Source organism: Paenibacillus sp. FSL K6-4396 (genome assembly GCF_038002525.1).
In the GTDB taxonomy this organism is placed as follows: Bacteria; Bacillota; Bacilli; order Paenibacillales; family Paenibacillaceae; genus Paenibacillus; species Paenibacillus amylolyticus_B.
In genome coordinates this window covers 1,331,005-1,351,083 of sequence record NZ_JBBOCR010000001.1, presented here as the reverse complement: position 1 = coordinate 1,351,083, position 20,079 = coordinate 1,331,005, and the positions used below count along the sequence as shown (strand labels likewise).

Annotated in this window: 13 protein-coding genes; 5 read left to right on the top strand and 8 right to left on the bottom strand. The window is 47.8% G+C overall.

The window, feature by feature from the left end:
- Positions 1-7: 7 nt before the first annotated feature.
- The 3 genes from MHB85_RS05940 to MHB85_RS05930 form a co-directional block, all read right to left on the bottom strand.
- The gene (locus MHB85_RS05940; protein WP_091015560.1) at positions 8-916 is read right to left on the bottom strand and encodes a carbohydrate ABC transporter permease; all 909 of its coding nucleotides are present in this window, start codon (positions 914-916) and stop codon (positions 8-10) included.
- 15 nt (positions 917-931) lie between these two features.
- Entirely contained in the window at positions 932-1,903 is a 972-nt protein-coding gene (locus MHB85_RS05935) for an ABC transporter permease (RefSeq protein ID WP_036668763.1), read from the bottom strand.
- A gap of 769 nt (positions 1,904-2,672) precedes the next feature.
- On the bottom strand, positions 2,673-3,596 hold the full coding sequence (locus MHB85_RS05930; RefSeq protein WP_091015562.1) for an S-layer homology domain-containing protein: 924 nt from the start codon (positions 3,594-3,596) through the stop codon (positions 2,673-2,675).
- 361 nt (positions 3,597-3,957) lie between these two features.
- Here MHB85_RS05930 and MHB85_RS05925 point away from each other — a divergent pair, with 361 nt between their 5' ends.
- The 3 genes from MHB85_RS05925 (at position 3,958) to MHB85_RS05915 (ending at position 8,170) form a co-directional block, all read left to right on the top strand.
- Positions 3,958-5,700 (top strand): ABC transporter ATP-binding protein, encoded by a 1,743-nt coding sequence (locus MHB85_RS05925; RefSeq protein ID WP_091015563.1) that lies wholly within the window; start codon positions 3,958-3,960, stop codon positions 5,698-5,700.
- Positions 5,693-7,510, top strand: coding sequence for an ABC transporter ATP-binding protein (locus MHB85_RS05920; RefSeq protein ID WP_341072606.1), 1,818 nt, complete (start codon positions 5,693-5,695; stop codon positions 7,508-7,510). Before MHB85_RS05925 ends, MHB85_RS05920 begins: the two co-directional genes overlap by 8 nt.
- Before the next feature lie 159 nt (positions 7,511-7,669).
- Complete coding sequence (locus tag MHB85_RS05915) at positions 7,670-8,170, top strand: hypothetical protein (RefSeq protein ID WP_192132952.1); 501 nt, start codon at positions 7,670-7,672, stop codon at positions 8,168-8,170.
- 34 nt (positions 8,171-8,204) lie between these two features.
- On the opposite strand, the gene MHB85_RS05910 is transcribed toward MHB85_RS05915, so the two are convergent.
- Complete coding sequence (locus MHB85_RS05910; protein WP_091015568.1) at positions 8,205-8,636, bottom strand: Lrp/AsnC family transcriptional regulator; 432 nt, start codon at positions 8,634-8,636, stop codon at positions 8,205-8,207.
- Between the two features lie 131 nt (positions 8,637-8,767).
- Here MHB85_RS05910 and MHB85_RS05905 point away from each other — a divergent pair, with 131 nt between their 5' ends.
- Positions 8,768-9,520, top strand: coding sequence for an MBL fold metallo-hydrolase (locus MHB85_RS05905; protein WP_105600788.1), 753 nt, complete (start codon positions 8,768-8,770; stop codon positions 9,518-9,520).
- Between the two features lie 115 nt (positions 9,521-9,635).
- On the opposite strand, the gene arfA is transcribed toward MHB85_RS05905, so the two are convergent.
- Positions 9,636-11,141, bottom strand: a complete 1,506-nt coding sequence (arfA, locus tag MHB85_RS05900) for an arabinosylfuranosidase ArfA (protein ID WP_100526926.1) — start codon at positions 11,139-11,141, stop codon at positions 9,636-9,638.
- A gap of 179 nt (positions 11,142-11,320) precedes the next feature.
- Here arfA and MHB85_RS05895 point away from each other — a divergent pair, with 179 nt between their 5' ends.
- Complete coding sequence (locus tag MHB85_RS05895; RefSeq protein WP_105600789.1) at positions 11,321-12,229, top strand: ArsR/SmtB family transcription factor; 909 nt, start codon at positions 11,321-11,323, stop codon at positions 12,227-12,229.
- A 120-nt stretch (positions 12,230-12,349) separates the two neighbouring features.
- Here MHB85_RS05895 and MHB85_RS05890 read toward each other — a convergent pair whose 3' ends face one another.
- The 3 genes from MHB85_RS05890 to MHB85_RS05880 all read right to left on the bottom strand — a co-directional run bounded on the left by MHB85_RS05890 (position 12,350) and on the right by MHB85_RS05880 (position 20,028).
- On the bottom strand, positions 12,350-13,144 hold the full coding sequence (locus MHB85_RS05890) for a C40 family peptidase (protein WP_105600791.1): 795 nt from the start codon (positions 13,142-13,144) through the stop codon (positions 12,350-12,352).
- Between the two features lie 528 nt (positions 13,145-13,672).
- Positions 13,673-16,948 carry a glycoside hydrolase family 48 protein gene (locus tag MHB85_RS05885; RefSeq protein WP_210109572.1) on the bottom strand — a complete coding sequence of 1,092 codons (3,276 nt, stop codon included), beginning with the start codon at positions 16,946-16,948 and terminating at the stop codon, positions 13,673-13,675.
- 86 nt (positions 16,949-17,034) lie between these two features.
- Positions 17,035-20,028, bottom strand: coding sequence for a glycoside hydrolase family 9 protein (locus MHB85_RS05880; protein WP_244660981.1), 2,994 nt, complete (start codon positions 20,026-20,028; stop codon positions 17,035-17,037).
- Positions 20,029-20,079: the final 51 nt, after the last annotated feature.

Sequence of the window (20,079 nt, the reverse complement as noted above, 5' to 3'; positions counted from 1 at the left end):
ATTAAGATCATCCCTTAACGGAACCGATCATAACACCCTGTACAAAGTAACGCTGGAGGAATGGATACACTGCAATGACTGGTAGGGTGGCAACAATAATGACAGCATATTTGACCAGTGCAGCAATCTCCGCTTTGGTATTCATCGCCGTTGCTGAAGAGGTATCAATGGCCCCTCCCCCTTGAGCCGCCATTTCCTGAAGCACGAGAATCTGCCGCAGAAAGAGCTGCAACGGGTACTTGGATGAATCGTTCAGATAAATCATGGCGCTGAAATAGCTGTTCCAGTGTCCGACTCCATAGAAGAGTGCCATCACTGCAATGATTGGCATGGAGAGCGGAAGCACGATTTTGACGAACAAGCGTGTGTTGGTACATCCATCAATATGCGCTGCTTCCTGCAGCTCCTTGGGAATGGTCGATTGGAAGAACGTACGGCATACGATAATATTCCAGATGGATGCAGCCCCGGGCAGAATAAGTGCCCACATGCTGTTCACCATACCAAGATCCTTGACCAGCAGGTAACTTGGGACAAGCCCTCCGCCGAAGAACATCGTTACCATAAACATCGCCATGAAGAATCCACGTCCCACAAAGTCCGAGCGGCTGAGCGCATAGGCTGCCGGTAGTGTAACAATCAGGTTAACGATGGTGCCTACAACGGTATAAATGATCGTATTTTTGTACCCAATCCAGATGTTGGTGTTCTCAAACACCCGGGCGTAACCTTCAAACGTAATCCCTTTTGGAAGCAGCCACATCTCACCGGAAGCTACATATTTGGGATCACTGATTGAAGCACTGATGATGTATAACAGCGGATACAGCACAATGACAAGCGCTACCGTCAGATAGATGTAATTGCACAATAAGAACAATTTATCACTTCTGCTTTCTTTCACAGCGGATGACATGTGTTTTCCCTCCTTTTACCATAAGCTATTTTCACTGGTGCGGCGTGCAATCTGATTCACGGTAATAAGCAGAATCGCATTAACTACGGAGTTGAACAATCCCACCGCCGTAGAGAAACTGTACTGTGCATCGACCAGACCGGACCGATAGACAAATGTTGAGATGACATCGGACGAGCCCATATTCAGCGGATTTTGCAGCAGCAGGATTTTCTCAAATCCGACGCCCAGAATACTGCCCATATTCAGAATTAACAAGATCGTGATCGTAGGGATGATCGCTGGAATGTTAATATGCAAAATCCGTTTAAACCGGCTCGCACCATCCACCACAGCCGCTTCATGCAGTTGCGGGTCCACACCCGATAGAGCGGCAAGGTATATAATGGTGCCCCAGCCTGCACTTTGCCAGACTCCCGACAGTACATACACTGTCTTGAACCACGCAGGGTCCGTCAGGAATTGAGGTGCCTGGAATCCAAGGGCCTGTACCAAATTGACAATCATGCCTGACGAGGGTGATAAAAAGGTAATGATCATGCCCGACATCACCACGACCGAAATGAAATGCGGTGCATACGTGACGGTCTGCACAGTACGCTTGAAGAAGGAATCCTTCACTTCATTGAACGCTAACGCCAGAATAATCGGCAGTGGAAAACCTATAGCCAGCTCATACAAGCTGATGCTAAGGGTATTCCATAATAAATCCCAGAAATAATACGAATTGAAGAAACGGATGAAATGATCGAATCCGACCCATGGGCTTCCTGTGACACCAAGCGTTGGGATAAAGTTTTTAAATGCAATTTGTATGCCGTACATCGGACCATAATGGAATATCAGAAAATATAGAAAGGCTGGTGCAATAAACAGATACAACTCCCAGTTCCGAATCGTCCTTCTCCATAATTTATTTTTCTTACTGCTCGGATTGGTGTATACCGATAAGTTTTGCGATAAGGCGGACTTCCCATCTGGTTGCATCAGTTGTTTCCTCCTTTTTTGGTAACGCTTACATACCGAGTTTATGGTTCATTGCCTAATCCGTAAATATGCCATTTCAATCTTCACTTCTAAAATCACGGAATATGCTGTTACAACGGGGGTTTACACTTTTGTTTCCAGCTTATCATTGTCATTTCAGGGTTGTAAAACATGTAGAATTTGACCTATTTCCCTCCTGTAGTTGTCATTGAAAGTTTCATCACATGAACTTGAAAGATGTCAGATCCGAAAACAGACCTTAAAGTCAAAACCCACATATACGCATGGGACACGGTATTGATGTCTACAGCCATCATACTTTAATGTAATATTATCTATCATAAACCTCTTGCATATTACAAGCCTGTAATGGCTTGCCTTTATTCTATATTTCTCCTCCCTCTTTCGTATATATGTTGTTTTTATCTTTGGCTTTAGGATACATAAACGCTTATAAACACTGGAAATATGGAATCATATATGTAGATTTTGCACAATGTCTGGAATCTGAAAACAGTAGATATTTCGGAAAAGACCATTAAAAAAAGCCATTCCGCTAACACGAACTGGCTTTATATCCTAAGCAGATATCCATTTCATTCATAAAAAATGACAGAATTAATAACACTAAATGTAATATAAATGATCATGTGAAAACCTGGATACAGTTTCAATTCAAATAAAAAACGACTCTCCATACATGTATGGAGAGTCGTTTTGAAGATACACATCCGTTTTAACCATGTTCAGTTGTAGGGTTTGCAGGAATTTACTTACCAGAAGGTTGAGCTTCTGCTGTATAGCCTGTTGGGATATCCGTTTCTGCAGTCACATTTGTGATAACCATCGGATACATCATGTCTGGATCAGGTTGAATAATGGAATAGAGCACGATGGCGCGTCCATCCTTCTCCAATTTCACATCATCAATCTTCAATCCATAACCAGGGTGCGGCATTTCAGCACTAAGTTTAACTTTGGTTGTTTTGTCATCAACCTTGGTCGTTGTTACTTCAGGTACAATCGCTTGTTGGCCTTCACCTGGATTGGTTGGAGTTGGCTCTGCTGAGCCGCCATTGCCGTGTTTATCCACAAATTCGAGTGCATTAAAGATCATGCTTGCAGCCTCCATACGGGTAAGCGACTGATCTGGACGGAAATTCCCGTCCTTATCCAGTTCAATGATGTTCATGTTCAGCAGGTTCTGGACTGCAGATATGGCGTCCTTACCGATTTTATTTTCGTCCTTAACAAGATTATACTTCATGATGACCGGATAATTCCCGGTTGTGTTAATCCCTTCATGTAGCAAAATGACAAACAGTTCACGCGTCATCTTGCCCTGTGGGTTCACTTCAACCGGAATGGACAGTCCATTCTGAGTAGCGGCCTGCACCGCATCGGCATACCACGTATCCGGACTGATTTTATTCTGAGCGGATGCTTCCGCAAATTCATTTTTTAGACCAAATGCGTTCACAATCAGTTGAACACCCTGAGGCTCGGACAATGCAAGATCTGGACGGAACAGATCCGCTGTTACTCCGTTAACAATGCCTTTTGATTTCAATGAATCCACAACCGACTTCTGACCTTCATCCTTCACATCTGTAAAAGCAAATACCGATGCACCTCCTGCTGTCAAAGAAACGCAGAGTGCAAGCGTTGCAGCCAATCCTTTTTTATGTTTCATTTCCTGGCACCTCCATATGATTAGTAAAGCCTATTTTTTACCTCTTCATTCCTACAGACGGGATACCCTCAGAAAATGTTTCAGTAATTTCGACATGTGGTGAATACAACACGGGAACACGGCATAGAACTCTTCTCCGTCGTAGCTAATCCGATTCACCTACGGTTTGCTAACTGGCTTCGTTGACATCCCATCGGATTAGCGCAAAAATAAGAATAGAGAAATCTATCGGATGACGGATAAACAACGAACTAGATCGCATACAGTAAGAGGGCACGACGCGCTAATAACAGGTGTCGGCCCTTTTCTTGACTCCACCTGCTGAACTGACTTCACCTATAACAAAAGGAGAACAACGCTTATGTCCAAGAAAGGATTACTTCGCGGTTATGTTGTGTCGAACTGGCCTGTTTATCTGGTTGCTGTTCTTCTGATCATCGCCTCCAATGTCGGGCAAGCATCCTTGCCCCGCATACTCGGCAGCTTCACGGATCAGTTGATGCAGAACACACTTCAGATGCAGACAGTCGTAAAGTACAGCCTGTCCCTTCTGGCTATTGCCATCGGGTATAATCTGCTGTTCGGTACCGGGCAATTCATGATTATGAAGCTCGGTCGACGCTTCGAATTCATGACGCGTGAGCGTATATTCAGTAAGTTTTCCGAACTTAGCGAACATTATTTCTCCAAACAAGGAAACGGAAAACTGCTGAGTTATGTCATGAATGACGTTACTTCCGTACGTGAAGCGATATCCAATGGTGTGACGCTCATGACCAATGCCACCTTCCTGCTGTTGTCCTGCATTGTCATGATGCTGCTTAGCGGGATTCCGTTGACGCTCATTCTAATCAGTGTTGTTCCTTTGCTGGCGATTCCATTTCTGGTCGTGTTTTTTGGTCCACGGATTCGCAAGCGCTCTCGCGACGTGCAGGAAGCTCTTGCTACCATGACGGAATCGGCAGAAGAGCAGCTGGGTGGCATTCGCGTAACCAAGACGTTTGCCATCGAAGACAGTGCTCGTGCACGCTTTGGAACCACCGTCGATGCAATTAAGAGCAAACAGCTTCGTCTGGTTCGTCTGTCTTCGTTGTTTCAGGCTTTGCTCCCGCTGCTGGGAGCTATCTCATTGGTCGTTTCTCTGCTTGTCGGAGGTATTATGACCATGCAGAATTCTATTACACTCGGGAGTTTTGTCGCCTTAACCTTATATCTGCGCATGATCATGGGACCGCTTCAACAGATCGGCAATGTTATTAATACCGTTCAGCGCTCAGGCGCATCACTGGAGCGGGTGAATGACCTGCTCAGCGAAGTAGCGGATGTGCGTGAACTTCCCGAAGCCACAGCGCTCCATACCGTACAAGATATCACCATGGAGAATCTAACCTTCTCCTATCCTGGCAGTTCATCTCCTGCTCTCAAAAACATTCAACTCCATATTCGTGCCGGGCGAACGGTGGGTATTGTAGGCAAGACCGGCTCAGGTAAAAGTACCCTCGTTAAGCTATTGCTGCGTACATATGAACCACCTGAAGGAACAATCCGCATCAATGGCACCGATATTCGGCAGCTGTCGCTGGAAAGTCTGAGATCGCGCATCGCCTATGTCCCTCAGGATGGCTTCCTGTTTAGCACCACCATCCGGGATAACATCGCATTCAGCGACCGGGAAGTATCGCTGGATACGGTGGAACATAGTGCACGTCAAGCCATGATCTATGACAATATTGTCCGTTTTCCTGATCGCTTCGATACACGGCTTGGCGAACGCGGACTCACCCTGTCTGGTGGACAACGTCAGCGAACCAGCCTTGCAAGAGGACTGATCAAACAAGCACAGTTACTTATTCTGGATGACAGTATGAGCGCGGTTGATGCTGTCACCGAGAGTGGTATTCTGCGCAGTTTGCGTGAGATCGGCAAGGGCAAAACCACATTGATCATCTCTCATCGCATCAGCGCGGTCCGTCATGCAGACGATATCATCGTTCTGGATGAAGGGCGAGTCGCTGAGCAGGGAACACATGCGCAGTTGATGGCTGCCAAGGGGTTGTATGCGGCCACCTACCGTTTGCAGGAGGAGGGATTACATCATGTCTAACGCTAACGCTGAACTTCACCCAGATGCAGAGGCCGATCAAAGTAAACGAACTTCGTTTAAAGCGATGATGGCATACGCCAAACCGCATAAATGGGCTTTTGCCGGTATCTTCTTCTGCTCACTGCTTGGCATATCGGCAGATCTGCTGCAACCCTATCTGGTGAAGATCGCCATCGATGATCATCTGGCCGTAGGCCAGACCAGCGTGGGCTTTCTCGTTCAGCTCGCAGCCATCTTTCTTGGGCTGGCTGTCATCAGTTTTATTTTTACCTATATCCAGAATAATCTGTTGCAGCATGTGGGACAGAACATTGTATCCCGGATTAGAAAGGACCTGTTCAAACATATCTCCAAGATGTCCATGTCCTTCTTTGACCGTTTCCATATCGGGAGTCTGGTTACGAACGTATCCAGTGATACGGAGACCATCAGCAGCTTTTTCACCCAAGTCCTACTCAGTCTGATTCGAGATGGTATGATGCTGGTGCTCATTATCGTCTTTATGTTCCAACTTGATCCTGTGCTGGCGGGTTACTCCCTCATCGTCCTGCCTGTCATTGCTGTGGTTGCGGTATTATTTCGTAGCCGACTGCGGAAAGCCTATCAGAATGCCCGTACCCGTCTTTCCCGTTTGATCGCATTTACGGCGGAAAACTTGTCCGGCATGTTCCTGATTCAGGCTTTTCACCAGGAAGAAGAACAGAAGAAACGTTTCTCGGAACAAAATGCGCTCCATCTGAAAGCCAACATTGCTCAAGCCCGCTCCAATGTCATATTCAACCGGACCTTTGATATCCTTGGCAATGCGGCACTGGTCATGATGGTCTGGCTTGGAGGTCGCGCCGTACTGGGTGAGTCTCTGCAAGTCGGGGTATTGTATGCGTTTATCAGCTATATTCGTCAGTTCTTCCAGCCCATTAACCAGATTACGATGCAGTGGAATACATTCCAGTCCACCACCGTATCCATGGATCGCATCTGGAACATTCTGAATACGCGGCCTGAAGTTGCCGATCCTGAGCCTATGATGGCCTCTTCGCTTGAACCTCGGAACGTGATGGGCCAGATTGATTTTAATGATGTGTCTTTTGGTTATCGGGCAGATCGGCCCCTGATCCAGCATATGAATCTGCACCTCTATCCGGGTGAAATGGTAGGTATCGTGGGCACAACGGGCGCTGGCAAAAGCACCCTGATCTCCCTGCTCAATCGCTTCTATGATGTAGACAAGGGCAGTATCGAAATTGATGGTACCGATATTAGGCATCTGCCGCAGGCCAAACTTCATCGGATTGTGGGTCTAATTCAACAGGAACCATTCCTGTTCTCCGGTTCCATTATTGATAATGTGAGAATGTTTCGTGAGGATATTACGCGAGAGCAGGCAATTGAAGCCTGCCGTTTTGTGGGAGCACATGCCATGATTTCGCGTTTGTCACAAGGATATGATACACATCTGTCCGAACGCGGAAGCGGGCTGTCCGCCGGGGAGCGGCAGTTGATATCGTTTGCCCGGATCGTTGTGTTCCAGCCCCGAGTGCTCATCTTGGATGAGGCAACCGCCAATCTGGACTCACACACGGAACAGCTTGTGCAGCAGGCGCTGGAATCGGTATCCCAGGGACGCACCACCATTGTCATTGCCCATCGTCTGTCCACGGTGATGCATGCGGATCGAATTCTGGTGATGGAGAATGGTGAGATTGTGGAGGAAGGCTCACATCAGGAGCTGATTGAAGCTCAAGGCGTATATGCCGATCTGTACACGCATGCGCGTGATGCAGGTAAAAATTCAGCTATATCAGGGTAATGGACCTGAATTAAGTTCGTGTTAAACTATAGATCGGGCTAATGAATTCATCTGAGTCTGTCTTCTGTGTTATAGCCAATAACGTTGAACATGCCGCTCTGCTTATGCAGGCGGCACGTTTGGCATATCGATCAGCATTGTTAATTAGGAGGAACATCTATGCATCAACCCGAAACACCCAAGCGTGACCATCAGCAGATTCGTTACCGACGCAGCACAGCTTTATGGAAAGGAAGTTTATGCTTCCTGTTCCTTCTCTTGTGCGTGAGCTTATTATGGATCATCGTGGACGGACAAGCCGAAAGACTTGAGACGATATACTATTTCATCGCAGCCGTACTGGGTATGTGGTTGATTGGACCACTATTCTTCATGTTTGTGTCACGACTAACCAGAACCTCTGCCGTGTTGTTATCCTGGAATGATGATGTGTTGAGCATGGGCAAACGGAAGATTTCTTGGAGCCAGATTCGCAAAGTTGAACTCGCCTCACCTGCCCGCAGCAAGTGGCTCCTGTCTGCTTCTCCCATGATCGTTCTGTTCCTGAAGGACGGCACACGTTCTCATATTCAGACAGATCATCTGCTGAGCAAAAAAGAGCTGAACCAGGCTGTGACTTTGCTTCAGGAGACTTTGCAAGAACAGAAGCAGGATCGTTGAGTACCGGGATGGATGAGGACAAGCTCCCCACATATCACTGTGATTTCTCTACACCTATGGACAGGCTGACTTTGTAATTGCCGTAAGGTAGCAATGCTTCAAGCAGTTGGCCAAGCTGCTCTGTGGTGCCGGTCTGCACTCTCATCAGATAACAGCCTTCCCCGCTGACGCGATGGACTTCAACGATGTCCTTACGATCAGCAATGAATGTACGAAAGGCAGCATGTCTGTCACCGGAGTTCAAGAAAACCGTGACAAATGCCTGTAGGCCGAGGCCCAGGCGTTCCGGGTTCCATTTTACCGTATACCCTTCAATCACACCCAGATCTTGCAGCTTCCGCACTCTTGCACCGACGGCCTGTCCCGTGAGATGAACCTGTTCACCGATCTCTTTGTGAGAACGTTTGGCATCCTGAATCAGGATCTGCAAAATACGGATATCCGTGTCATCTATCATTTCATTCATCTTGCTTCAGCAATCCTTTCACGGTGAAATTAGCATAGCCTAATTCCATTCATCATGTTATGTACTACGTTAAACGGGTTGTATACCATATAGGGTAATACTATTAAACAACCCGAAGGAGTGCAAATATAATGAAAATTCAATTGATTCGCAATGCAACACTGTGGCTGGAATACGGAGGGCTTAACATTCTCGTTGATCCAATGCTGATGGACGCCGAAGTCATCCCCGCAATCCCCAATACACCCAATGAGTTACGTAATCCAAGAGTAGCTCTGCCTGAAACCGAAACGGATTACCTGAATCCGGATCTGTTGATTGTGACACACACTCATCCGGATCACTGGGATGAAGCAGCAGCGAAACAACTTGATAAAGACATTCCTCTGTTCTGCCAGCCCGGGGATGAAAATGTATTTTTGGGTGCCGGATTCACAAATGTAACAGCTGTAGATGAAAAACATGAGCATCACTCTGTCCGATTCGCCCGTACATCCGGGCATCATGGTACAGGTGAAATCGGAGAACGTATGGGCAACGTGTCCGGTTTCGTACTTGAAGCAGACGGAGAACCCGTCACCTATATCGCTGGGGATACCATCTGGTGTGAAGAACCTGCTGAGGCCATTCGTCAATATACGCCTGATGTCATTGTTGTGAATGCCGGCGGCGCACGCTTCCTTGAGGGTGATCCCATTACAATGGACGGGCCTGACGTTGTAGCCGTGAAGCGCCATGCGCCGTCTGCTCATGTCATCGCCGTGCACATGGATGCGATTAATCATTGTATGATGTCTCGTACGGATCTTGCGACTTATCTGGCATCCGAGCAAATGGATGGTCAGGTGCTCATTCCGCGTGACGGCGAAAGTTTTGAGTTTTAAAGCGAAAGCGCGTACGCACCTCCGATGCATTCCTTTGCCTATAAATACAACGAAAAAAAGCTGGATGCGATGAACTCGCACTCAGCTTTTTTTGATTCAAGAAACACGCTGACCATTACTGGACTTTCAAACGGATTACGTTCCATGATGCTTTCGCCAAGCTCGCCGTAATTAGAGTATCAGATACAACTGCACCTCCGCGATTATGAGGGGCAACGCGGTTTGGTTGTGCTGCCGTATTAGATGCTTTGAGATCATCACTCTCCAGCACGATATGCTCGATCACGGTACACTTCCCGAAGCTGCGCAGATCCACTTCGAGCGGAAGGGATTCTTCCAGATGACGGTTGACTGCGAATACAGTCACTTCACCCTGCTCTTCGTTATGGACCGCAATAGCTTCCAGATAAGGAACATCTGTGATTTGTTTTGTATCGTATTTTGGAGACTGGATCAATGGCACCAATGCTGTTCCACGCCCGAAGAGGGACGTATGCATAAATGGATAGAAAATTGTCTGTCTCCATGAGCCACCGCCCGTATCTGTCATGATTGGTGCAATTACGTTAACGAGTTGTGCCAGACATGCCATTTTAACCCGATCCGCATGTTTGAGCATACTGATCAACATACATCCAACAAGCAGTGCATCCTCATGATTGTAGATATCCTCCAGCTGTGGCGGAGCAATCTGCCAAGGGTCCATCTTCGAATCATTTTCATTGGAGTGATACCATACATTCCACTCATCAAAGGACAGATACATCGTTTTTTTGCTGCGTTTCTTCGCTTTGATATAATCACAAGTTGCCTTCACGGTATCGATAAAACGATCCATTTCAAGCGAGCGTGCCAGGAACGTTGGCGTATCTTGCTCTTGATTGCCGTAGTATTGATGCAAGGAAAGATACTCCACGTGATCATACGTATGATCCAGCACCGTTGCTTCCCATTCCGGGAATGATGGCATATTCAGATTCGAACTTCCGCAGGCTACCAGCTCAATCGTCGGGTCCGTCCACTTCATGACTTTTGCTGCTTCAACAGCTAACCGTCCATACTCATCTGCCGTTTTGTGACCAATTTGCCAAGGACCATCCATCTCGTTGCCCAGACACCATGTTTTGATCGCATGTGGCTGCTTGTATCCATGTTTGATGCGAAGATCACTATAATACGAACCTTCTGGATGGTTGCTGTATTCCACAATGTTGCGAGCTGCATCCGTACCCCGTGTCCCCAGATTAACGGCCATCATGACTTCAGAATTAGCCTGTTTCGCCCAGTCCACGAATTCGTTGAAGCCAAATTCATTGGTCTCAATCGTTCTCCAGGCCAGTTCCAGTCTGCGTTTGCGTTCTGACACAGGTCCAACCGAATCTTCCCAATTGTAACCGGATACAAAATTACCTCCAGGATAACGTACAATCGGTACATTCAACTCTTTGACCATCTCCAGCACATCCGTGCGGAAACCCTGTTCGTTCGCTGATGGATGCCCCGGCTCGTAAATCCCGCCGTAGACGGCACGTCCCAGATGCTCAATAAATGATCCGTACAAGCGCTTATCCACTACACCAATTGTAAAATCTTTATCTACCGTCATTTTTGCTTTTTCCATAATGAATTTCAACTCCCTAAGATTAATATAAAAATTAATTGATATTCTATGGATCAACGTTCATATTTATATTAAAATCGATTATAGCCTTAATTTCAACCTGAATTTTGCAAAATGTTATTCTTTTTACTGAATTTATGTTTAACTTAATTCTATACAGATAAAATGGAGGAACAACTGTGATCAGAGCAAATACCGATGCCGAATGGCTACCCCTATATGAAGCACTTGCCAGTGAAGTCCGTCTACAGATCATCCGCCTTGTTGCAGAGACTCCGATGAATGTGAAGGACCTTGCTGCTTCACTGGGTCTGAGTAGTGCCATCGTGACCATGCATGTCCGCAAACTTCAGGATGTGGGCATTATTCAGTCCAAAATGATACGTAAAGACGGCGGTACACATAAAATGAACAGCCTTGCTGTAGACTGGATTGGCATCTCCATGCCGCAGGAAAGCGGAACAGCCCGCAAGCTGCACGAGGTTTCCGTCCCTGTGGGACACTATACTCACTTTGACGTCTATCCGACATGTGGTCTGGCTACGTCCAATCATGTTATCGGTCAGTATGATGACCCTCGTTATTTCCTCGACCCTGAGCGGATGCATGCCCATATTTTATGGTTTGGTCGTGGGTTTGTGGAGTACAAAATTCCAAACTATATCTTATCCGGACAGCAGATCAATGCCATTGAATTGTCCCTTGAGATCGGATCAGAAGCACCTTCAGTGAATCCAAATTGGCCCTCGGATATTACATTCATGCTGAATGGCATCCGATTAGGGGAATGGACAAGCCCTGGAGATTCAGGCAACGGACGTGGCATGTTCACCCCGGAATGGTGGAGTGACAGTGTCAATCAGTACGGCATGCTCAAGGTACTGCGAATTACCCATGAGGGTACGTTTATTGATGGACAACATCTATCCGACATTACACTCGCAGATATCCCGGTCGAACGCAACCAATGGACTCTTCGTCTTTCGGTGGAGGAAGATGCTCAACATGTAGGCGGGCTTACCTTATATGGCGAGGGATTCGGCAACTACAATCAGGATATCCTGTTCCGACTGTACTATCACGATTGAGTTCTTCAAAATAATAAATAACACCAAAACACCTCCTACTCGCCTGTCAAAGGCAGAATGGGAGGTGTTTTGTATGCATATGAACATGCGTGGATTATTTAAGAAGATTCTTGTTCTAACCTACAGCGCACTGCCACCAAACAGGAAGCGATACTCCCAGTGTTTGCCGGAGATATCACTAGTTGTTACACCACCGCCAGCGTTGGAATACGTATGTAATACCTTGCCGTCGCCCAGGTAAATCCCTGTATGAGTAATCGTTGCAGTAGATTTATTCACACCCGAATACGATGATGCAGAGCTGCCTTTATATGACATGAAATACATCAGATCGCCGCGTTTCAGGTTTTTCCAGTTCGTCTGAACTGTACCCTTGGCTTTTACATAGTCTCCCTGTTTGCGGGAATCCGCTGGAAGCTTGATGCCAAGTGCATCAATGAAGGCTTGACGTACAAAGCTGGAACAGTCAAAAGTAGCTGTGCTGTTACGACTGGCTCCGAACTCATAAGGTGTTCCCAAATATTTCATTCCCGCTGCAATCACTTTTTCTACAGATGCATTGCCGGTCACCGATGTACCACTATTCGAACCCGATCCGCTTGTGCCGCCACTAATCGCTTGTGTGTATTTGGATGAAGAAGATATGTAGCCTGTCCGGTTAGCAGAATCCTTAATCTTATACCAATCCGAACCGGATTGCTGAAGCACCGTTACCGTTTCCCCTTTAGCGACCATGCGAACAATCTTTGCAGAAGAAGAAGGTGTTGTGCGTAGGTTTACGCCCCAAATTACTTTTACTTGTGAATTGTTAACAGCAGCTGCCGATACCTGTGCAGTTAGTGCTCCTGTTGTCAGACTTCCCATCAGCATCGATGCTGTGACACTTGCCGTAATAATCGTTTTTTTCCAGTTCATGATGTCGAGTTCCCCCTGATGTTACAGAATTTTAACCTGGCTTGGTTCTCCCGGGCTTGCCCCATTGTAAACGGGCTATCCATAACGTTCATCAGTCGAAAGTCCTGTATTGATATAGGCGAACTTGAGCACTAAGTATTAGGGTGTGTCCATAACCTGCTGGAAAAATTCACTGCTGATCCCTTCTTTTTGAAAGGTTAAATTATTGTAACTATTTGATATGCTTCATTTTACCGTGATAAAAGAGTTAGGTCGTTTCTCATTCAGGGTATATGCCATATGACCTAGATTTTAATGTTTAAAATATCAAATATGGTAAACATTACTATGATTCATTTGCCGATTACCGTTCCCCAAATTCACATTTTGGCCTCCAGCCTCGATACGGATCGATTTATCAGCAGTGTCCGTTTGATTATTTCGTATTTCATTTTTACTTTTCCATAAAAAAAAGAAAAGCCAAGGATTTCTCCCCGGCTTAACCTGTATGATGAGTAACATCACTCTACAGCTGGTCGATCAACTCATTTAAGGTTCAATTCCCCATACCTTTGCGCCATCCTGATAAGCTGTCACTTTTGTCCAGGCACTGAAGGCCGTTTGGGTGGAATCAAAGGAATAATCATTCGTTTGATCAAAATTCGTCCAGTTGTTTTTCGAGAAACGTCCCTGGATGATTCCGGTTTCGGCACCTGCGGCCAAACTGCCGGCACCTGCTTTGAATTCAATCTCCAGATACGTATCTGCCGTGCCCTTGGCCGGATCTATCGAAACAAAATGCCCTTCTACATTACCACTGCCAATCTGTGCATAATCACACCAGAAACTCAGATCAGCGGCACTATCCTTGGTGAAATAATACCGGACCTTCACTTTGCTCAAGTCCACAGCAGTTGTACCTGTATTCTTCACATTAAATTGTGGAGTGATTGCATTGACTGAAGTTCCTGAACTACCATTACGGTACTGTACTTCAAGCGTTCCCGTTGTGACTGGAGGTGCTAATGGTGTCAACACCAATACATTTGAATTCGTCTGACCACTCGTATTAACGGCTACGACTCTATAATTATAAGCCGTACCATTCACCGCTGTAGCATCGGTATACGTTAGTGCGGTCAAACCTGTCGCCAGATCAGCATATGCCCCGGTACCTACCGAACGTTGTACCTTATAACTTGATGCTCCAGTTGATGCAGTCCATGTCAGTACCGCCTGGGCATCGCCAGCCGTTCCAGTAAGGTTGAATACGCCTGGCACAACGATACCTGCGAGTGGTGTTGCAGATGCCTGTGTCGACGGTGCAGACTCACCTACGGCATTCACCGCAGTGATGACATAATAATACGTTGTGCCGTTGGTCAAGCCTGTATCCGTGAATGTTGATCCTGTGACCCCTGTCGCCACAGACGTATAAGGACCACCATTAACCTCTGCACGTTTCACGGTATACGAGGCTGCACCAGCGGCTGCGTTCCAATTCAGGACCACTTGCTCACTTCCTCCAGTTGCTGTTACGCCAGCAGGAGCAGCGGGTACTTCCACTTCCGGACTATCCGAATCTCCGAGGAGACGATCATACTCGCCGTACGCTGTAGCCATATCCACCTGTGACCAGAACCGGTGATAAGTAAAGGTAGGTGCACCGTTTTCCCACTGTTTCGTGGTTGGGTTATATGACGTTTTGTACAGATTATCCAGGTAAGCCCATGCCGGATCTTGCTTGATGGCCGGACGCAGATCGGAGTATCCAATGTATACGCCATTGCCACCTTTCGCCGGATCGGAAGGTACACCTGCTGTACCTGGAATCGTATTGCCTTGACCAAAGGTTCCAGACCAGTTCGCCGGGATATAGATCTCTTTGGCAAAGAAGCGGAAGTAGTCTTTACGCTCTTCTTCCGTAACAATCCCCACACCATCATTGTAATCCCAAGCTGTATCCAGCAGAGCCTCGGCCAAATCCTTGGCTTCTTGGCCTTCCGCGCTAAGTGTGCCGTTCTCTGCCTGTGTTCCCGCTGCGAAGAAGGTCAGAGCTTTAACGTAACTTCCCAGAACTCCTGTGTCCTGCACTGGATCTTTGGTCGTTACACGGAAGTTCGGATTTTCCGTAAACGAACTGAATCCATTCCACTTGTCCGGTTGACCCTGCCATTCCTGACCACCCGGAATCCAGAACTCTCCCGGAGCCGGTGTTGTCGCTACCTGAACATTAGTTCCACCTACAATGCGCTGTCCAGCCGCATTCAGATAATAACCTTGCGCATCCGTCACCGGACGCTCACCTACAAATACATAATCCTTACTCCAGTCGATCCACTTCGTGATTACCTTCTTGGCCATCTGGAAGTTCTCAGAGGTCAAATCACCGCTCTCCGCAAGAATATAGTACATCTCGGCTACACGCTCCAGCGGCCATGCCTGGAATCCAAACCAGGTGTTGGAATCCGGATCACGATATACAGGTGCCTCCTGATAAGCCATGTCGTAGAATGTACTTACGCCTGCCGGATAGGCTTTGTATGAACCATCCAGGCTGTTCGTTGCTCCTCCGCCGATGGCTCCTTCATGGGATTGTAGCCAAGTGTAGAATTCCAACTGACGTTTCAGCGTAGCATTCCAATCTGCCTTCGCTGTTGCTGATTTCGGAATCAGGCCGCCTGCCGGATCAGACAAAGCATACGCTGCAACCGGGTTTTGATAAGCCTGATGGGTATGGCTCGCTCCAATGCGCCAAGCCCAATCCCCACCTTGACCCAAGCCACCGCCCCAAGACGTATACCAAGCCATGAGATACATGTTGGAATCCTTGCCTGTACCCGGAGTTGGTGTACCGCTCTTTGCACTTCCAATTTTCTGAAAGTATTTATCATACATGCCATAGCGCAGATAGTCCCCCATCTTCTTCGCTTTATCCAGATATTCCGGATTGTTGTATCCCATCTCCTTCGCCCAATATAGTACCTGTACAGCACGGGCATCGGCATCCGTTGCGTTAGTGTAACGCCATTGTGCTGACGGTACCTGCGTTTCCTTGGTGAACAAGCTCATGAAACCTTCGTTTGCCTTACCAAAAGATTTATCATCCTGGGATGGATGCGGAATGGCTTCCCACACAGACTCCTGCTCCCCACGCTGGAACGTGTTCACATAGGTAGCCGTATGTGATGGATTCAACAGGTTGCCATACCCATACCAGTCATCCACATCGACCAGCCAGTGCATGAGATAGGTCTGATTGTTACCATAGGTCGCCTTCAGTTCAGCATCAATTGGGTCTTTACCCGCTGCATACTGACCATTAAGTTGCGATGGATATTGATCAGGGAAAGGTTTTTCCGCTGCATACGTAGCAGGACTGTTCGGGTTATATGAGCTCATCGTAGGCTGCTCTTCCTTGCCGTCACCTTCGTTGACCGGGATAATGTATTTCTCCATACTGTCCCAAGCTGCTTCCAATTGGGACCAATCTCCCGTGTAGTGGCCATACATGGTTTCCAACCACAGCCAGTAACTGTATGCCTCGGACGTCGTCATATGACCATAATCTGGGGCCTCACTCAACAGTGTCTCAATGGAATGATACGGTAGACCCTCTGGCGAAAAATATCCGTTCGCCGGATCTTTCAACTGATCATATAATTGCAAAAACCGAACTTCATTAATGCTGTCTGCCTGAATCTCAATGGCCTGATCTGCGGCATGTGCTGTTTGCGGCCCTGCCCAGAGTCCGGTGTATCCGGTCAACATGACGGTTCCCGCCAGCATGGCTGTTAAACTTTTTTTCGCAGCTGATTTCAACATGAATATATACCTCCCTGGAATAATGGAAATTGAATATAAGTGCTGTTGGTCTGCCCATGCTGCTCTTTGGCTGATGATTCAGCCAGTTACGGCTCCAAGCCCCATACTTTGGTGTTTCCCTGATACCCGGTTACCTTGTTCCATGCGGCAAAAGCCGTCTTGGAAGCATCATAGGAATAATCATTACTTAGATCGAAATTGCTCCAGTTATTTTTGGAAAAGCGTGCCTGAATCACGCCGGTCTCTGCTCCAGCGGCCAAACTGCCTGCTCCCGACTTGAAGCTAATCTCCAGATACGTATCTGCGGTACCCTTCGCCGGATTCACTGCGACAAATGTACCTTCAACATTGGCCGTGCCCATCTCGGCATAATCACACCAGAAGGTCATTTGATCCGCACCATCCTTGGTGAAATAATATCGGATCTTCACGGTACTGAGATCAATCGCCTGTGTTCCGGTATTCTTAACGTTGAACTGCGGAGTCACCGCATTACTTGAATTCCCGGACCCACCGCTGCGGTACTGCACTTCGAGTGTACCGGTCGTCACCGGAGGTGCAGAAGGCGTCAGTGCCAGGACATTGGACAGTGTCTGTCCGTTCGCATTCATGGCTGCAATCCGGTAATTGTACGTGGTGCCATTCAGCGCTGTTGTATCGGTGTAAGTCAACACGGACAATCCGGTTGCCACATCTGCATACGTCCCACCTGCCACCGAACGTTGTACCTTATAGCTAGTAGCGCCCGAGGCTGCTGTCCAAGTCAGGACCGACTGCGCATTACCAGCTGTCCCACTTAAAGTCAGTGCTCCCGGCACCGTCGAAGCTGCTTGCGGGGTAGCCGACACCTGCACAGAACCCGATGATTCCCCTGCTGAATTCACAGCAGTCACTACATAATAATAAGTCGTCCCGTTGGTCAGTCCCGTGTTTGTGTAGGTCAATCCATTAACCCCTGTCGCAACAGTTGTATATGGTCCTCCACTCACCTCGGAACGTTTCACCGTATACGATTCGGCCCCGGATACAGCGGCCCAAGTCAGGTTAACCTGACTGCTTCCCCCTACAGCCTGCACGCCAGCAGGTGCGCCTGGAACCGTGACTGGTGTAACACCAGGTTCTTGTCCATACACCTTCACCCCTGCATCATAGACTGGAAGGTATGTGCTCTTCACAGGAGTGCCTGTGGTCAGCGTCTGGAACGAATGATCATTGCTGGCATTCCATGCACCCTGTGGGCCTGTAATGCGGAACTGTACTTCTTTACGATAATTCCCTTCCCCACCTGGATAGATCTTCGTATTACCGAAGTTCGCCGTAATCGCATAGATATGCTGGGCTGCATTCACCACAACGGGTTGGGATACCGTCGCTCCCTCCGTATAGGAGGTTGTCACTTGCACGTCCGATACCGTACGTCCGGCAGCATACACTTCACTCAAATCCAGGAAATACTTAAAAGACAGTTGATCTCCCATTCGGGCAGGCCAAGCGGAACGATTATTAAGCTGTGCTCTGATTTCCGTATAATTGGCACCTGATGATTTGATCGCAGCCTCCACAAAGAACTCATCTCCCTTCACCTCAGGTGCAGGGAAGTTCGCAAGGGGCTGATGATTCTGACCAAATAGCAAATTCATCTTTGCCAGTGCGCCGGTAAAACCAGCATTGTAATCGGTTGCGACCTCATTACTCACGTAATCCCCGATATCATCGGTATATCCATCCGATGCATCCGGGCCACCGACCATGGCACCATACAGAATGTGGCGATGGTTAGCCGGGATATCTTCGTTATTCAGCCATGAACCGTGAGCGGTCCGATGATGCGGATGTTGAGGTGCATTTTGCCCATATCCGACCACATAACTGCTCTGACGCGGATTATCGCCCAGAATATAATTCATCTGTGAGACAGCAAAATCCTGATATCTTGACTTTTTCACAGGATCACTGACCCAGTCGGAGTATACAAAAGAAATAAAGGATGCATTCGCTGCATATCGGAGCGAGCCCCACTGATCCAGCCACGCCAGACCTCCTGGCGTATACTTGACTCGTGTCCCATTGACTCCAACCGTCCAATAATCCAGATTACGCTCAGTCGACTGAATAAATCTCGTCGCCTCCGGCATGTTCAAACTGGATGTAATTCGGGCAAGCAGGATCTGGGCACCATAATGTTTACTGTCCCAACCTTGTGTCCAGGTATACGGCCAATTGGCTGAGCCTCCGCTAGAAGACCAACGGTCCGTAGCTGCAATGGCTTTGGACAAGTAAGCGCTATCATTAGTAGCTAAATAAAGCCATGCGCCACCCCATGCCAGCTCGTCTTCGTATCCTGTCCACGAGTTATAGAACGCTGCGGCATCCGTGATACAATCGGTGTATTCCCCACGATACGTATCTGCAAAGTTGTACAGCTCTTTGGCATGTTGAAGCAGTCTGGCCGAATATGCCGGATCATCATCTGCAAATACAATCGATGACGCTGCCAGCGCTGCAGCTGTTTCTGCCGCCAGATCACTGCCCGGGCATGAAGCATCAATCTTGAACGAAGGACGGTTCATCTGCATGACTTCTGCGGGTCCCCACCAGGCATGGTCGGTATTGCCTGCCCCCACTTGTCCCCATAATTCATTTGGTTTAGTATGCGCTTTCATAAAATAGTCGGTCGCCCATCGGATATTATCCTTGATCTCCTCCAGTTGTCCGGCCTGATCATATCCGTCACTGTATTCCACGACAGACCAGGCGAGCATCGTTGCGGAAGCAGCCATCGGAAAACCAAACTTCACATGATCTCCGGCATCATACCATCCTCCGGTCAGATCAACGCCTACATCAGCTCCATCCTGCATGCCCGAATTACCGCGCCATTCGACCCGATTACTGGCTGGCAACGGACCCGAACGCTGTGCCTCATAGAAATAAATGGCCTTTTGCAGTGCTTCAGCATAGTTCTGATTTCCGGCGGCCGCATCCGCCTTACGAATTCCTGTGCCCATCGATAAACTTCCTGCCAGTAGTCCTGCCGATAACGCGATCATAGCGACTCGTCTCCACCAGCTCCCCTTCATGTTCAACTATTCATCTCCTCTTCATCAATATTCCGTATGCATTACTCTGGA

Excerpts from the sequence above, each read along its gene's own strand:
- MHB85_RS05915 (WP_192132952.1), top strand. The coding sequence starts at position 7,670 with ATGCATCAACCCGAAACACCCAAGCGTGACCATCAGCAGATTCGTTAC.
- MHB85_RS05940 (WP_091015560.1), bottom strand. The coding sequence starts at position 916 with ATGTCATCCGCTGTGAAAGAAAGCAGAAGTGATAAATTGTTCTTATTG.
- MHB85_RS05910 (WP_091015568.1), bottom strand. The coding sequence starts at position 8,636 with ATGAATGAAATGATAGATGACACGGATATCCGTATTTTGCAGATCCTG.
- MHB85_RS05920 (WP_341072606.1), top strand. The coding sequence starts at position 5,693 with ATGTCTAACGCTAACGCTGAACTTCACCCAGATGCAGAGGCCGATCAA.
- MHB85_RS05905 (WP_105600788.1), top strand. The coding sequence starts at position 8,768 with ATGAAAATTCAATTGATTCGCAATGCAACACTGTGGCTGGAATACGGA.
- MHB85_RS05885 (WP_210109572.1), bottom strand. The coding sequence starts at position 16,948 with ATGTTGAAATCAGCTGCGAAAAAAAGTTTAACAGCCATGCTGGCGGGA.
- MHB85_RS05890 (WP_105600791.1), bottom strand. The coding sequence starts at position 13,144 with ATGAACTGGAAAAAAACGATTATTACGGCAAGTGTCACAGCATCGATG.
- MHB85_RS05880 (WP_244660981.1), bottom strand. The coding sequence starts at position 20,028 with ATGAAGGGGAGCTGGTGGAGACGAGTCGCTATGATCGCGTTATCGGCA.
- MHB85_RS05925 (WP_091015563.1), top strand. The coding sequence starts at position 3,958 with ATGTCCAAGAAAGGATTACTTCGCGGTTATGTTGTGTCGAACTGGCCT.
- arfA (WP_100526926.1), bottom strand. The coding sequence starts at position 11,141 with ATGGAAAAAGCAAAAATGACGGTAGATAAAGATTTTACAATTGGTGTA.
- MHB85_RS05935 (WP_036668763.1), bottom strand. The coding sequence starts at position 1,903 with ATGCAACCAGATGGGAAGTCCGCCTTATCGCAAAACTTATCGGTATAC.
- MHB85_RS05930 (WP_091015562.1), bottom strand. The coding sequence starts at position 3,596 with ATGAAACATAAAAAAGGATTGGCTGCAACGCTTGCACTCTGCGTTTCT.